We start from the raw sequence: 13,564 nt of genomic DNA, 5'->3' as shown, positions 1-13,564 counted from the left end.
GCCAGATGGGCCTTCCCTTCTCCCCTTGTGGGCGAAGGCAGAGGGGCGTCGCGCTACTCCGCCGTGCCTTCCTCGTATTCCGCCGACATCGACAGCCATTTTTCCTCATGGGCGGAGAGCGTCTGGGCCAGCTGCGAGCGCTCCTTGGCCAGCCGTGTCGCCGTCGACGGGTCCTTTTCATAGACCGCCGGATTGGCGAGCTCGTCCTCGATCAAGTCGATGCGCTTGCGGATGCGGTCCATCAGCGCTTCGGTGGCGCGGATCTCCTTGGCCAGCGGCTCGAAGGTGGCGCGGCGTGCGGCCGCATCGCGGCGGCGGTCGGCCTTCGAGGCTTTTTCGGCCTCGCGCTTGCCGCGGCGGTCGCCTGATACGCCGGTGACCAGCGTCTTGTAGTCATCAAGGTCGCCGTCATAGGGGTTGACCGTGCCGTCCTTGACCAGCCACAGCCGGTCGGCCGTCGCCTCGAGCAGATGGCGGTCGTGCGAGATCAGGATGACGGCGCCGGGAAATTCGTTCAGCGCATGGATCAGCGATTCACGGCTGTCGATATCGAGATGGTTGGTCGGTTCGTCGAGGATGAACAGGTTTGGCCCCTCGAACGCCGACAGGCCCATCAGCAGCCGCGCCTTCTCGCCGCCGGACAGGTCCTTGGCGGCGGTGTTCATCTTCTCGGTGGTCAGGCCGAACTGGGCGACGCGGCCGCGCACCTTCGATTCCGGCGCTTCCGGCATCAGCCGGCGGACATGCTCATAGGCGTTTTCATTCGGTCGGAGATCGTCGAGCTGATGCTGGGCAAAGATCGCCACCTTCAGGCCGGGCGCCACCGTCATGGTGCCGGTCTCCTGCTTCAGGCGGCCGGACAGCAATTTGGCGAAGGTCGACTTGCCGTTGCCGTTGGCACCAAGCAGCGCGATGCGATCGTCGGCATCGACGCGCAGCGTCATCTTCTTCAGGATCGGCTCACCCTGGACATAGCCGACATTGACGTTGTTGAGCGCAATGATCGGCGAGGCCACGGTCTTCACCGGCTCGGGAAAGGAGAACGGCCGCACGTTGTCGTTCACAATTGCGGCGATCGGCTTCATCTTCTCCAGCGCCTTGATGCGCGACTGGGCCTGTCTCGCCTTGGAAGCTTTGGCGCGGAAGCGCTCGACGAAGGACTCCATGTGCTTGCGTGCAGCTTCCTGCTTGACCCTGCCCTTCTCCTGCAATTCGCGCTGCTCGGTGTATTGGCGCTCGAACTGGTCGTAGCCGCCGCGCCAGAAGGTCAGTTTCTTCTGGTCGAGATGGACGATCGAGTTGACGGCGCGGTTGAGCAGGTCGCGGTCGTGCGAGATCAGCAGCACCGTGTGCGGATATTTCGACACGTAGTTTTCCAGCCATAGCGTGCCTTCGAGGTCGAGATAGTTGGTCGGCTCGTCGAGCAGCAGAAGATCGGGCTCGGCAAACAGCACCGCCGCCAGCGCCACCCGCATGCGCCAGCCGCCGGAGAAGGACGAGGCCGGCCGCCGCTGGGCGGCGTCGTCGAAGCCGAGGCCGGCGAGGATGGTGGCAGCGCGCGACTCGGCCGAATGGGCGTCGATATCGGCCAGCCGCATGTGGATATCGGCGATGCGGTGAGGATCGGTCGCCGTCTTTTCCTCCTCGATCAGTGCGGAGCGTTCAAGGTCGGCCTTGAGCACGATCTCGATCAGCGGCTCCTCAGTGCCGGGCGCTTCCTGCGCCACCTGGCCGATGCGCGTGTTCTTCGGCAGGCCGATCGAGCCGCTCTCGGAGGCGAGGTCGCCGGTGATCGCCTTGAACAAAGTCGTTTTGCCGGTGCCGTTGCGACCGACAAGCCCTGCCTTGCTGCCGGCCGGCAAGGTCAGCGAGGCATGGTCAAGAAGCAGGCGTCCGGCCATGCGGAGCGAAAGGTCGTTAATGATCAGCATGGCCGCGCTTTTGCACGGGACGTCAGCGCTTCGCAAGACCTTGAGCGCCGCTTGGCCGGATAAGGTATGAAAATGCCCGGCGCGGCCGGTTGCTTTATGCCGCGGTGGGGAAGACGATTGATCCGATTGCCGGCCTCGCCGGATCAGAGGGCCAGCTTTGAATTGGGCCGGGACCCTGCTGCGACGGCGCGGCGCCTGGCGAGCATCGACTTCTCGCATCTGAAAATTGCAGTTTTGTCACATTTGTCAGTTGATTGCCTGTTCAAGGCGGTGGTCTTCCGCGATCACCCCATGACGCAACGGCAAGACTCAGCTATCTCTAGGTATGCGGCGGACCTGATACCCGCCTGGCCGGCGTCATCGCTCCCCTCCCAAGCGGCGCCGGCCACCTTTCCTACTGCGTTCCATCACTGCGCCGACGGCGCGCCGGGTTGATCATCGCCTGACGTCGAGTTGGGTGCAGGGTCGACCTGCGGGTTTTGATCGGCGCCGGGGGCCTTTGTCGGTGGGATGTTGTTATCGCAAGCCGCGACAGCCAGCGCCGCCGCCAAAGCCAGCGAGATTGATAGCTTGTTCATCGCAACCTCCTGTCACCGGGCAAACGAGACGGTGCCGATTTGGTTGCACCCTCAGGCAGAGCTCGGGGCCTTTGGAAAGCGGGGAACAAAACGCGGCCTCTTCGGTTGGTTTATACCAGTGGAGAAAATCATGATCCGTCTGCTCATAGCCGGGGCCGCCATCTACGTGGCCTACCGCATAGTCAGGGAAATCATTGACGAAGTGCCCGACGACTTCGATCCGCTGTTGCTGCCGCCTCCCGATGACGACAAGTCGTTGCCGCGGCAGTCGGCGGCGATGGGCGTAGAGGCCCAGCGCTAGGCCCAGTTCATCGGCTGGTGCGCCAGTAGAATCGGACGCATCGGTCGCAACTTTCACGTCGAGAGCGTTGCGAACAAAGCAGAAACGATGCTTGATGGGCAATGAACCTCGCTGCACGTGATTCGACCTTCCGGCCTGCCTATCTCGCAAAGCTGAATGCCGAGCAGTGCCTTGCCGTCGAGCATGGCGACGGCGCGGTCGCCGGGCCGTTGCTGGTGATCGCCGGCGCCGGCTCCGGCAAGACCAGCACGCTGGCGCATCGCGTCGCGCATCTGATCGTCAGGGGCGCTGACCCCAGGCGCATCCTTTTGATGACGTTTTCACGTCGCGCCGCATCGGAAATGGCCAAGCGGGTCGAGCGCATCGCCGGCGAGGTGCTCGGCCGGGACGCTTCCATTATCACCGATGCGCTGAGCTGGGCCGGCACATTTCACGGCATCGGCGCCAGGCTGCTGCGCGACTACGCGTTGGAGATCGGCCTCGATCCGGCCTTCACCATCCACGACCGCGAGGATTCGGCCGACCTGATGAACCTCGCCCGGCACGAACTCGGCTTCTCGAAGACCGAAGGCCGTTTTCCGACCAAGGGCACCTGCCTGGCGATCTATTCGCGTGCCGTCAACGCGCAGGCGCCGCTTGGCGAGATTCTCGGTTCGGTGTTTCCCTGGTGCGCGGGTTGGGCAGAACAGCTTAAGGCGCTGTTTGCCCGATATGTCGAGGCCAAGCAGGCGCAGAACGTGCTCGATTACGACGACCTGCTGCTCTACTGGGCGCAGATGGCCGGCGAGCCGGAGATATCAGCGCATCTGGGTGGGCGTTTCGACCATGTGCTGGTCGACGAGTACCAGGACACCAACCGGCTGCAGGCCGCGATCCTCACGGCGCTCAAGCCGGACGGATCCGGGCTGACGGTGGTCGGCGACGACGCGCAGTCGATCTATTCGTTTCGCGCGGCGGAAGTGCGCAACATCCTCGACTTCCCCAAACAATTCGCGCAGCCGGCCGAGATCGTCATGCTGGAGCGCAACTACCGCTCGACCGAGACCATCCTGGCCGCCGCCAATGCGGTGATCGGCGAGGCCTCGGAGCGCTTTACCAAGAACCTCTGGTCGGAGCGCAGATCGACCGAAAAGCCGAAGCTGGTCAGCATTCGCGACGAGGCCGAGCAGGCGAGTTACGTCTGCCAGGCGATCCTGACCGAGCGTGAGGCCGGCACGGCGCTGAAGGCGCAGGCCGTGCTGTTTCGCGCCTCGCACCACAGCGGGCCGCTGGAGATCGAGCTGACGCGCCGCAACATCCCGTTCGTCAAGTTCGGCGGGCTGAAGTTCCTCGACGCCGCCCATGTCAAGGACGTGCTGGCGGTGCTGCGCTTCGCCGAAAACCCGCGCGACCGCGTCGCCGGTTTTCGCGTGCTGCAGCTTTTGCCCGGCATCGGCCCTTCGGCGGCTTCGCAGATCGTCGACACCATGGCGACGTCGCTCGACGAAGCGATGGGGCTGGCGCGCTACCGGCCGCCGCAACGCGCCGCCGACGACTGGCCGGGTTTCGTCGCGCTGTTCTCGCAGCTTCGCACCGGGTCGGGAAAATGGCCTGTTGATCTCGAACAGGTCAGGCTCTGGTATGAGCCGCATCTTGACCGCATCCACGAGGACGCAACGACGCGCCGGGCCGATATTCTGCAGCTCGAACAGATCGCCTCGGGCTACGCCTCGCGCGAGCGTTTCCTCACCGAGCTGACGCTCGATCCGCCGGATGCGACCAGCGACGAGGCCGGGCCGCCGCATCGCGACGAGGACTATCTGATCCTGTCGACCATCCATTCTGCCAAGGGCCAGGAATGGAAGAACGTCTTCGTGCTCAACACCGTCGACGGCTGCATCCCTATCGACCTCGCCGTTGGCAGCAAGGCGGACATCGACGAGGAGCGCCGCCTGCTCTACGTGGCGATGACGCGGGCCAAGGACGGCCTGCACCTGGTCATGCCGCAGCGCTTTTTCGTCCACGGCCAGGCGGCGCGTGGCGATCGCCACGTTTACGCCTCGCGCACCCGCTTCATCCCGGCCTCGATCCTCGGCGCCTTCGAACAGACATCATGGGCGAGCGTTCAGGCCAAGGATGATCCGCGCCGCCAGCCGCAAGTGCGCGTCGACCTTGGCGCCCGCATGCGTGACATGTGGAAATAGGCAGCCGCCTCGGCACGGCATTCATGCCACGGAGCTTGGTGGCGAAAATCGATTTCGGCAACATGGAACCTGATGCCGCAATCCGCGTTTCTGGGCGTCCGATTCAGATCGGAGAGCGGCGTCCGCCGTCACCTCCGCCCAATTCAAGAGGCCCAGAATGCACGACACGACATTTTTCACCCCGGTCGCCGTTACCGTCGGCGCCGGCCATAAGCGCATGCTCGCTTCGCTCTTCGACATGCATGAGTTCCTGACCGAGTTTCCGCCATCGCGACGACGCCTGAGCTATGGCGCGGCCGTGAAAGCCTGCGAGGCGGCACGCGCCGGCGAGATCTCGCCCGAAGCGGCGCGCGATGCCTTGGTCACCTTCGCGGTGACGGCAGGCATTCTCTGGCCTTCCGCCCAGCCGGCCGTCTCGGTCAAGCCGGTCGCCCGGGGCCAGGGCGGATACGCCGCCTGACTGGCTAGGCCTCTTTTGCGACTATGGCCCATCGAAGATGCTGTTCGTCTTCGACGGGTTTTCCTGTCAATTCGATCCGGATAATCCGAAATCAGGCGTAGGCGCGCCCCTCTTCGCTCCGCTGGAACAGCGTCAGGTCGAGTGGCACCGAAGGCCGGCCAAGAACGGTCAGGATCGCGTGCGCCTGGCCGCGGTGATGGGTCTGGTGGTTGAAGAAATGATCGAGCGCCGGCGCCAATCGCTGCGAGACGGTGCGCATGTCGGAGACGGTCATGTAGGAGAAGCGGCCGGACAAAGCCTTGTCGCTTAACGCCCTGACCCAGTCGATGATCCTTTTGTCTTCCGCCTCGCGCGCCAGCCGCAGACCCGGCAAGGCACGGTGCAGGATCGTGTCGAGCCTGGCCGGCGCGTCGCCCTCGCCGGTAAAGCGCCTCATCCAGATGCGGTCGGCGGTCAGAAGGTGGTTGAGCGTGCCCATCATCGAGCCGAAGAAAACCCCGACATTGCGGTGGAATTCCTCCTCATCGAGATCGGCGGCGGCATCGTAGATGCGGCTATTGGCCCATTGATTGTAGGCCGCAAACATCATGAAGTGCTGTTTCATCTTTTTCTCCCGACCCGCGAGACTCCGTTTCGGGTGCCTACCGCATCGGCCCGAAAATCGGTACCGTTTTCGGAAACCACGATGCGTAGTTTCAAAAGTGCTAGAGCGTACTTTCCACGTGGACGCACATCGCTCTAGTAGACCGCAAGGAAGCTGCCGCCAATGACCATTCTGCTCTATGACCTCGTCGGACGCGATACCGCCCGTCCGTTCAGCCCGCATTGCTGGAAGGCGGCGATGGCGCTCGCCCACAAGGGGCTCGACATCTCCACCGTGCCGACACGTTTTCTCGAAGTGCCGACAGTTGAAGGCGGCGTTTCGAAACTCGTTCCGGTGATCCGCGACGGCGAGAAGGTGGTCGCCGATTCCTTCGCCATCGCGCTCTATCTCGACGAGGCCTATCCCGAGCGGCCGACATTGTTTTCCGGCGACGGCGGCAAGGCGATGGCGCGCTTCATCGAACGCTGGTCGCAACTGACCATCCATCCCTATGTCACCACTGCGGCGATCATGGACCTCCACGCCATGCAGGACGAGGCGAACGCCGCCTATTTCCGCCAAAACCGCGAGCAGCGCTTCGGCAAGAGACTGGAAGAGGTCATGGCGGCGCGCGACGCCGGCCTTGGCGCCTTCCGCGCCTCGCTGGAACCGTTGCGCTCGACGCTCGCCTATCAGCCGTTCATCGGCGGCCAATCACCGCTGTTTGCCGACTACATCGTCTTCGGCGCCTTGCAATGGGCGCGCATCGCCTCGCCCTTCCGGTTGCTCGACGACAGCGATGTGGTGGCGCAGTGGTTCGAGCGCTGCCTCGACTTGCATGATGGCCTCGGCCGCAAGGTGGCGGCGGCCGCCGCCGCCGCCGCATAGGGGAGTAAGGCAGTAAGGGAGTAGGGAGTAGGGAGTAGGGAGTAGGGAGTAGGGAGTAGGGAGTAGGGAGTAAGGAAGTGCCGTAGTAGTTCTCAAAGGAGAAGGCCGTCAGGATGACGATCGTCGTCATCCACGGGTGCATCATTCTTTCGGGGAAAGTTCAGGGCGCCGTTCAATGCCACAAAGATATCGATCGGCGCACTTGCCGTGGCAGCTGCCTTCACTGAAATGCCCGCTCTCTCGAGTTTTTCCAGGAAAGCCATCGTCACGAAGCCGCCCTGCGACCACCCGGCTAGGAAAAGTCCGGCGCTCCCGATCTTCAGATGATCAAGCACGGCCCGGCTTGCTGCCAGCATGTCGAAAGTGGCCTGGCCTGCTGATGGCTGCCCTTCACCAGATAACCCTCGGGCTCGTCGGAGTCCCCCAAACCAAAATAGTCCGCGCCGACAAGGACGTATCCTTGGCCGGCGAACTGAGCGATCATTAGCTGGGTTTCCGGGGACTGGTCCGGAAATGAGGGCACTTCCTGTTTTCCATACGCGGTTCCGTGCTGGTATGAAATCATCGGGAAGGACGTCCCGTCCCTGTCAGGAACGGCAATGAGCCCGGTTGCGGTGGTCGGCTTGTTGCCGCGCTCTGGAACAATGGACGAATAGGTGACGCGGTACAGCCGGACAGCGTTGCGGGCCGGACTGTAGGTCTCGGACAACCCGGCGAACCGATGCGTATCGGTTTGGAGTATTTGTTCAGCCGATCGACATCCCAGCGATCGAGATATTCGTATTGCACATCGGAGGTGACCCTCTGACCGGGTCGCTCTCCTGTGCTGCGCAGGGCAAGCAAGCCAAGGCATTATTGGCTAGGAGAAGCGCAACGAATGCGAACGTCCGAACAAGACTCGTCATTTGTCGTGTCCCATCAACAGGTGGCGCGTCACTTCGATTGTCAGCGCGCCGATACGTCCCGCTGATAATACGACTTTATCGGGGTCGTCGTGTAGCCGCTTTCTCCAATCGGCCGCTTAAAATGACAACCGAGATGCGCCAGAGCCTCCGCTAAATCAGAGCGCCGCTTGTCTCAAATTCCCTTGCGAAGTGTTGAGAACGAATGTCCTGCGCGCCATCGGCAAAAAAATGTCTGCCCCGGCGGGCAGACATCAATAAGCTGGATAGCGGTAGGCGAAACCCTAATTCGCGATAATGAACACTCTCCAGACGTTCATCGCCATCATCGCGCCGCTGCTAATCCTCGTGGCAGCGTTGTATGTCCTGTCGTTATGGTTCTAAGTGATGGCGGTGGATCCGCTTGGGCCTTTCGGGCAGTGACCTCGAATGCAAGCCGCGCCTCTTCGCGATCGCCTTGCGTCAAGTCTGCTTTCAGCTTTCGGCGGCCGCTTATTAACTCCAGTCGCACAACCGTGTCACCTTGAGCTGATAGACTACGGACCCTGACATCCTGCTCGGCCATCTCGGCCTTGAGCAGTTGCGACAGCTTCGGGATGGCGGGAGCCCTTTGAGTCCTGCGACGGCCTGTGCCATGCCGTGCATCTTGGCTTTCTGAGCATGCCGACGATGGCGGCGCTTGCGCGATCATGACGAGCATCAACCTAGCGTCCGCCGCTCTTCACGACATGGATAATGCCGCTGATTGCGCGACGAACATCGATGCGCGGCCTGCCTCGGGAGTCAGTCCGCAGATGTGGTTCAAGCAGCCCAAACTGCTCCTCGCTGAGCCAGAAATGTTCGCGATTGATAATTGGTCTCCCCCTCAGAGATCCGCGCAGCCTGCTGCTTATAATCACAGCCGTCTCGATCGACCGTTTAAGGCTTCAGGTTTCCAGGCTGCCCTTCGACTGTCAGGCCATCTTCCTCTCGCCACCCGCAGATTGCGGCGTCTGCACAGCGGCCGATGACCTATGGTGCCGCGATAGCCGGACAGGACTCTTGCCGACTTATCGGCGGAAGAATGGACGCGTGGGTTGTACTTGCGATCTGTCAGTCGCGGCGGTCAGGAACTCCCGATCGCGGGCAATTTAGCCCTGCAGCGAGGCGACGTGCTACATTTGGTAGGCCCGGAGCCAGTGGTGCAGAAAGCTGCTGCCACAATCGGCACCATCGTCGCTCCGCACCACGCTACCGATTTCATCGTGCTGGGCCTGGCGATCTTTTTCGGCGGTGTCGTCGGTGTCCTGCTGACTTTTTCGGTCGGCGGCATCAAAATCTCGCTAAGTACCAGCGTGGGCACTTTGCTCGCCGGGCTTCTGGTCGGCCATTTGCGGACTCGTTACCCGCTGTTCGGGCGCATTCCTGATGGCGCCATAGCGTTCATGACATCTCTTGGACTTGCAGCTTTCGTCGGGCTGACCGGAATCCACGCCGGGCCAATCTTTCTGTCGGCTCTTAAGGAGGCGGGCCTCGGGTTGCTGCTCGGAGGCATGGTGGTGACTTGGCGCCACAGATCGTGGGACTGGCGTTCGGCCATTTCGCCTTGCGCATGAATCCGATTCTCCTGCTTGGAGCGTTGACGGGGGCGCAGACGGTGACCGCAGCAATGGCCGCCATCCAGGAGCGATCAGGAAGTCCCGTAGCGGTGCTTGGCTACACGCCAGCATATCCAATCGCAAACATCCTGCTGACAACTTGGGGAACGATCGTGGTCGCGGTAATTGCTAGCTGAAAATAGCATGAAAAGGTTGCTAGGCGAGAACGACGTCGCCAATCCCATCAAAGTCTATCCAAGTGAAGCCCAGCGAGATGGTGTTCGAGATCAACCCTAACGTAATCACCTCGGCGGGGCGCTGATGTCCTTTAGGTTCGGACGGGATGAAACCTCCTATGGATTGCGGCAAGCATAGGATGCCGGGCTCGCTTACGCTGGCGCTACGGTCGAATTTCAGTAACGCTCGCTTCCCAACATGTCGCAGCATACAAAGGCCGGCGTCGAATTCATTCCCGAAAAATGGCGGAGGGTCCGGAGTGCGGCTGCGGAAGTCAAAATCCTCTGACGGATTGCAAACTTGAAATCGGAATGGCCAAGGCCATTCGATTCGCGTCGGGCGTCCAACACTCTGGTCCGCCAGCTTTCCGCCTTCCCTGAAACCGCGCTTGGGGGTATGGGACGCTTTCCACGATTTCGTAGCTAGAAATGCAGATAGATGCTCACTCCTGAGCCATTGTAGTAGTGCGGGTAGTAACCACGGTGGCCGTAATAGGGGCTAAAGCCGTAGTAGGGGCTAAAGCCGTAGTAGGGGCGATAAAAGGGTCTGTAGTAGGGCCTATAATAGCGGCGCGGGTAACACCCATAGTAGCCACACCCCCGCAATGCGTATCGTCGGTTCCAGTGACGACCACCCCGCCAGTGACCATAGTTGTGTCGCCAGTGTCTACGGTGCCTAACCTGTTCGACGGCGCTGTTCTGCACCTGCTCAGATTTCGGAATAGAGAGAGGCGCGGCATTCAAAGGCAAGGCAAAAGCCGTACCGAAAACTGCGGCCACAAGGACAGACAAGAGCTTTTTCATGGCCCTCCTCCTTCGCTGGGCCAATGTTACACCATGGAACCTGAACCGCCGATGAACGCGGGCGCGTCTGATCCGACTGTGAACCAAAATAGCCCGGCCAGGGCGAGCCGTGCGGGCGATAGAGTTGCGGCGAGTTTGTCCTCTGGGACCGATCATTGCCGGCACCTTCGCAGCTTCCACACCCATCTTCATCCTGATGGTTCTGGGCTCCGGCCTTGGCTTGGCCATGGTTTCCCCCAGATCCGACGAAAGCGCGAGCGTCACGACCTTCGCCGTGTCCACGACGATCTGGCTGGTCATTGTGTAATGGCTGTCGTCGGGCCTTGGCGGTTATCTGACCGGGCACCTGCGCACCAAATGGGTCAGCATGAGCACGGCTTCATAGCTTGGGGTCTTGACGCCTTCGGGAAGCTTCAGGGCATGAGGTCTTCGATGCGGCTCTGCGGGTGACCGTCGAGTCTGGACGACGTCGCCGCCTCCGCTGTTTACGGCTCCGCGAGACGCGAGCGTTATCCAGTTGCATCCCGACTCAGTCGGAGTATCCTACCAATTGACCGCAATCCCTTGCCGCGGCTGACTGTTGCTCGGACGAGCTCGTGCGAGTGAACGTGGGGTATGGAAGCATGTCCGAGGCAATGCATACTGCGGCCCCGCATCATCTACCGCCTTTTATAACGGCCCCTGGCGAGACCGATATGTTATTCACTGGGTCGGTCCCAAGCGCCACCCGGTGCAGCCGAAATATTTCGAATAGGAATAGACACCGATCGTGTTGTAGGGCAGTTCGGTCAGCAGCGAACGGAAGTTCGGAACGAACGTGCCGTAGACATCGTCGGTCAGGAGGATGAGGTCCGGGCGCTTCGTCTTTACCAGGTCGACGAGCTTCTTCATCGTCGCGGTGTCGATACCCATCGACGTTGGGTTGCCAGGGTTCACGACAAAGAATGCCTTGACCCTGGGATCCTCGAGCTTCTTCAGCTCTTCGTCGGTGTACTGGAAACGATTCTCCTGCGGCGCTCTGATGTGGACGGCCTTGAAGGCGTAGTCTTCGAGTTCGGCGATCTCGATATACGGGGTGAAGATCGGCGTCCCTATAGCGATCGTGTCGCCCTTCTTGAGGATGCGGTTTGCGATCAGCGACTTGAAGATGTAGCACATGGCGACCGTGCCGCCTTCGACGGCATAGAGGTCGAACTTCCCGGATTGCTGGCCGTCGCCGCCCATGGCCCACATCAGGTAGCGGTGGGCCACCTGCTCGGCGTGGACGAGCATACGGTCGGGAACCGGGTAATTGTCGCCGATGATCGAGTCGGCGAGTTCGTGCACTAAGGCGTCGGCATTAAAGCCGAACATCTTCACGCCATGCTCCACCATGCTCGAGATGAAAGCGGCGCCTGGCATGTCGGAATGCTTCTCAAGCCAGTTTTCCAGGCGAGCGGCTATGCCGTTCATCTGCAGCATCCCGGCAAGGCCTACCTTCGGATCGTCCATGGTGCGCCGGCTTTCCGTCAGCGCAAATTGGCCGAACAGGAAGAAGGCTTCCCGCGGGGCGGTCGCGATCCAGTTGGGATTGCCGCGACCGGCGTTGAGCAGCGCATACGCGGATTTTTGCGCGCTTTGCTTGGCAAGCTTCAGCAACCCGTCCTTGATCTCGAACGGGCTCATCTTCTCGTATTCGCGGTAGTCGATCGTGGCCATGACACTCCTCCCGAAATGGCGAGCAGCGACCATCGCCTGCTCCGACCCATTTCCTGATGACCACGCGGTGGACGATCAGCGATACAATTCGTTCGTGCAGACGGAAGTGTCCGGCTGCTGAACGCGATACCGCGCGGCCGGCTTCAGAATTTTATCCGTGCTCCTGCGAGCACTGCGAAGCTGTCGTCGAATTCCTCTTCCTCCTCATCGTATTCATACGAGCGGGCGCCGAGATAAAGTTCGGTCTGCAGATAATCCAGATTCTGGACCAACTGAGCTCCGAAGGACGTGCTGTCGCTTTCCAGAGCCGCGATCTCCTCGCCAAAATAGGCGTCGACGGAAAAAGCTGTTTTGCCGACTTCAAAGATATCGGTCTGATAACCGAGCTTGGCGTAGCCATAGCGCCCATCGGTCACCAGCTCATCGGAATATGCCGCAGCAAGCGTGAGGCTCAGACCCGTCGGTTCATGCAGAAATGAAACGGATCCATCGTATAGCGAGTCGTCCTCGGTTGGCTCTGAATAGGCAACCGCGGCGGCAACCTTGAAGTCCCCGAACGTGTTGTCGTATCGCGCGGCAATGTCCCAGACGGTGATGTCTGTTTCGACCGGAACGAACTGCTCGCCAACCGACGCCGCGAGGCTGAAGCCGGCGAATTTCGGAGTATCATATCGCACACGCAATTTACGGCCGAGGCCGTCGAAATTCGTGAACGCATCCTTGACATGCACTGAGGAGAGGTCGCCGTCATTCAACCGGAAGAACGGTCCGCCGGCCATATCGGAGACAAGCGAATAGCCAACCACCGACGTCCCGGAGAGGTCGACCTCCGCCGTTGCATCGGAAGCCATGCTGCCCTGACCGACCCACAACTTGCCGAAAGTTTCGGATTCCAGATAGACTTCCGCCTTGCGGAGCAAATCCGTCTCCCAATCGAAATCGTCGCGGTTGAGCTGATTTACGTTGGTGGTCGAATAGGGGTTCCACTCCCATTCGAGATTGCCGCCGAACGACCATCCCTCGTATAGCACGGTATACAGTCTCAGACCGACGCGGGACGACGAATTGCCATTGTCGACCGGGATATACCCCAGCGTCGAGCCGCCATCGTCGAAGACCACCACGCCCTTGTTGATCTGTCCGTAAAATTCGAGATAGCCGTCGTCGTCGCCAAGGCGCAGCTTCGGAATCAGCGTCTCCCGGGTTTCCGTAGCTGGGACGGCTGCCTCCACCGGCGGCGCTGTGTCCGCGGCGGCGGCCGGTCCCGAAACCACCATGGAAACAAGTGGAACGATCAATGCCGCGGTCGCAAGATGAAGATTTGACGCCATGACGTCCCCTCCTGGCTTATTCCCGCATCGGTATCAAGTATCATGTGCAGGAGTACAACAGGGTCAGCGCCAGGCTGCAAACCAGCCTGCTG

General features: G+C 61.2%; 11 protein-coding genes and 4 pseudogenes. 7 read left to right on the top strand and 8 right to left on the bottom strand.

Annotated elements, in window-relative coordinates:
• Window positions 1-53: 53 nt before the first annotated feature.
• Together BQ8482_RS32550 and BQ8482_RS38515 are read right to left on the bottom strand one after the other, a co-directional pair.
• Window positions 54-1,931 carry an ABC-F family ATP-binding cassette domain-containing protein gene (locus tag BQ8482_RS32550; protein ID WP_123151287.1) on the bottom strand — a complete coding sequence of 626 codons (1,878 nt, stop codon included), beginning with the start codon at window positions 1,929-1,931 and terminating at the stop codon, window positions 54-56.
• 407 nt (window positions 1,932-2,338) lie between these two features.
• A complete protein-coding gene (locus BQ8482_RS38515; protein WP_165848808.1) occupies window positions 2,339-2,509 on the bottom strand; it encodes a hypothetical protein in 171 nt (56 codons plus the stop codon).
• Between the two features lie 130 nt (window positions 2,510-2,639).
• Here BQ8482_RS38515 and BQ8482_RS38510 point away from each other — a divergent pair, with 130 nt between their 5' ends.
• From BQ8482_RS38510 to BQ8482_RS32535, 3 genes are all read left to right on the top strand, one after another.
• The gene (locus BQ8482_RS38510; protein ID WP_165848807.1) at window positions 2,640-2,810 is read left to right on the top strand and encodes a hypothetical protein; all 171 of its coding nucleotides are present in this window, start codon (window positions 2,640-2,642) and stop codon (window positions 2,808-2,810) included.
• Window positions 2,811-2,911: 101 nt separating this feature from the next.
• Complete coding sequence (locus BQ8482_RS32540; RefSeq protein ID WP_123151285.1) at window positions 2,912-4,993, top strand: ATP-dependent helicase; 2,082 nt, start codon at window positions 2,912-2,914, stop codon at window positions 4,991-4,993.
• A gap of 157 nt (window positions 4,994-5,150) precedes the next feature.
• The gene (locus BQ8482_RS32535; RefSeq protein ID WP_123151284.1) at window positions 5,151-5,453 is read left to right on the top strand and encodes a DUF982 domain-containing protein; all 303 of its coding nucleotides are present in this window, start codon (window positions 5,151-5,153) and stop codon (window positions 5,451-5,453) included.
• A gap of 91 nt (window positions 5,454-5,544) precedes the next feature.
• Here the strand turns inward: BQ8482_RS32535 and BQ8482_RS32530 are convergent, their stop codons facing one another.
• Window positions 5,545-6,057 (bottom strand): DinB family protein, encoded by a 513-nt coding sequence (locus tag BQ8482_RS32530; protein WP_123151283.1) that lies wholly within the window; start codon window positions 6,055-6,057, stop codon window positions 5,545-5,547.
• 162 nt (window positions 6,058-6,219) lie between these two features.
• Between BQ8482_RS32530 and BQ8482_RS32525 the strand changes: the two genes are divergently transcribed.
• Window positions 6,220-6,924: a glutathione S-transferase family protein gene (locus BQ8482_RS32525; protein ID WP_123151282.1), complete on the top strand. Its 705-nt coding sequence runs from the start codon at window positions 6,220-6,222 to the stop codon at window positions 6,922-6,924.
• Between the two features lie 79 nt (window positions 6,925-7,003).
• Here BQ8482_RS32525 and BQ8482_RS32520 read toward each other — a convergent pair.
• Both BQ8482_RS32520 and BQ8482_RS39825 read right to left on the bottom strand, forming a co-directional pair.
• A pseudogene (locus tag BQ8482_RS32520) lies at window positions 7,004-7,829 on the bottom strand (alpha/beta hydrolase family protein); the annotation flags it as partial.
• Between the two features lie 704 nt (window positions 7,830-8,533).
• A pseudogene (locus BQ8482_RS39825) lies at window positions 8,534-8,677 on the bottom strand (IS5/IS1182 family transposase); the annotation flags it as partial.
• 330 nt (window positions 8,678-9,007) lie between these two features.
• On the opposite strand from BQ8482_RS39825, the gene BQ8482_RS40210 reads away from it, so the two are divergent.
• Entirely contained in the window at window positions 9,008-9,421 is a 414-nt protein-coding gene (locus BQ8482_RS40210; protein WP_280178890.1) for an aspartate-alanine antiporter-like transporter, read from the top strand.
• Window positions 9,418-9,600 (top strand): aspartate-alanine antiporter-like transporter, encoded by a 183-nt coding sequence (locus tag BQ8482_RS40205; protein ID WP_280178889.1) that lies wholly within the window; start codon window positions 9,418-9,420, stop codon window positions 9,598-9,600. The genes BQ8482_RS40210 and BQ8482_RS40205 overlap by 4 nt, the downstream gene beginning before the upstream one ends.
• A gap of 462 nt (window positions 9,601-10,062) precedes the next feature.
• On the opposite strand, the gene BQ8482_RS32500 is transcribed toward BQ8482_RS40205, so the two are convergent.
• Entirely contained in the window at window positions 10,063-10,443 is a 381-nt protein-coding gene (locus BQ8482_RS32500; protein ID WP_123151279.1) for a hypothetical protein, read from the bottom strand.
• A gap of 196 nt (window positions 10,444-10,639) precedes the next feature.
• Between BQ8482_RS32500 and BQ8482_RS40835 the strand changes: the two are divergent.
• Window positions 10,640-10,819 (top strand): annotated as a pseudogene (locus BQ8482_RS40835) (hypothetical protein); the annotation flags it as partial.
• A 338-nt stretch (window positions 10,820-11,157) separates the two neighbouring features.
• Here BQ8482_RS40835 and BQ8482_RS32495 read toward each other — a convergent pair.
• Both BQ8482_RS32495 and BQ8482_RS32490 read right to left on the bottom strand, forming a co-directional pair.
• Window positions 11,158-12,141 (bottom strand): annotated as a pseudogene (locus BQ8482_RS32495) (bifunctional aspartate transaminase/aspartate 4-decarboxylase); the annotation flags it as partial.
• Between the two features lie 143 nt (window positions 12,142-12,284).
• Window positions 12,285-13,472 (bottom strand): porin, encoded by a 1,188-nt coding sequence (locus BQ8482_RS32490; RefSeq protein WP_123151278.1) that lies wholly within the window; start codon window positions 13,470-13,472, stop codon window positions 12,285-12,287.
• Window positions 13,473-13,564 lie beyond the last annotated feature (92 nt).

The sequence above is a fragment of the Mesorhizobium delmotii genome (genome assembly GCF_900149755.1).
In the GTDB taxonomy this organism is placed as follows: Bacteria; Pseudomonadota; Alphaproteobacteria; order Rhizobiales; family Rhizobiaceae; genus Mesorhizobium; species Mesorhizobium delmotii.
This window is presented reverse-complemented; position numbering and strand designations above follow the sequence as displayed.

Bases quoted from the DNA above. Each gene is read 5' to 3' on its own strand.
- BQ8482_RS38510 (WP_165848807.1), top strand. From the start codon at position 2,640: ATGATCCGTCTGCTCATAGCCGGGGCCGCCATCTACGTGGCCTACCGC.
- BQ8482_RS32525 (WP_123151282.1), top strand. From the start codon at position 6,220: ATGACCATTCTGCTCTATGACCTCGTCGGACGCGATACCGCCCGTCCG.
- BQ8482_RS32530 (WP_123151283.1), bottom strand. From the start codon at position 6,057: ATGAAACAGCACTTCATGATGTTTGCGGCCTACAATCAATGGGCCAAT.
- BQ8482_RS32535 (WP_123151284.1), top strand. From the start codon at position 5,151: ATGCACGACACGACATTTTTCACCCCGGTCGCCGTTACCGTCGGCGCC.
- BQ8482_RS40205 (WP_280178889.1), top strand. From the start codon at position 9,418: ATGAATCCGATTCTCCTGCTTGGAGCGTTGACGGGGGCGCAGACGGTG.
- BQ8482_RS32490 (WP_123151278.1), bottom strand. From the start codon at position 13,472: ATGGCGTCAAATCTTCATCTTGCGACCGCGGCATTGATCGTTCCACTT.
- BQ8482_RS32540 (WP_123151285.1), top strand. From the start codon at position 2,912: ATGAACCTCGCTGCACGTGATTCGACCTTCCGGCCTGCCTATCTCGCA.
- BQ8482_RS32550 (WP_123151287.1), bottom strand. From the start codon at position 1,931: ATGCTGATCATTAACGACCTTTCGCTCCGCATGGCCGGACGCCTGCTT.
- BQ8482_RS38515 (WP_165848808.1), bottom strand. From the start codon at position 2,509: ATGAACAAGCTATCAATCTCGCTGGCTTTGGCGGCGGCGCTGGCTGTC.
- BQ8482_RS32500 (WP_123151279.1), bottom strand. From the start codon at position 10,443: ATGAAAAAGCTCTTGTCTGTCCTTGTGGCCGCAGTTTTCGGTACGGCT.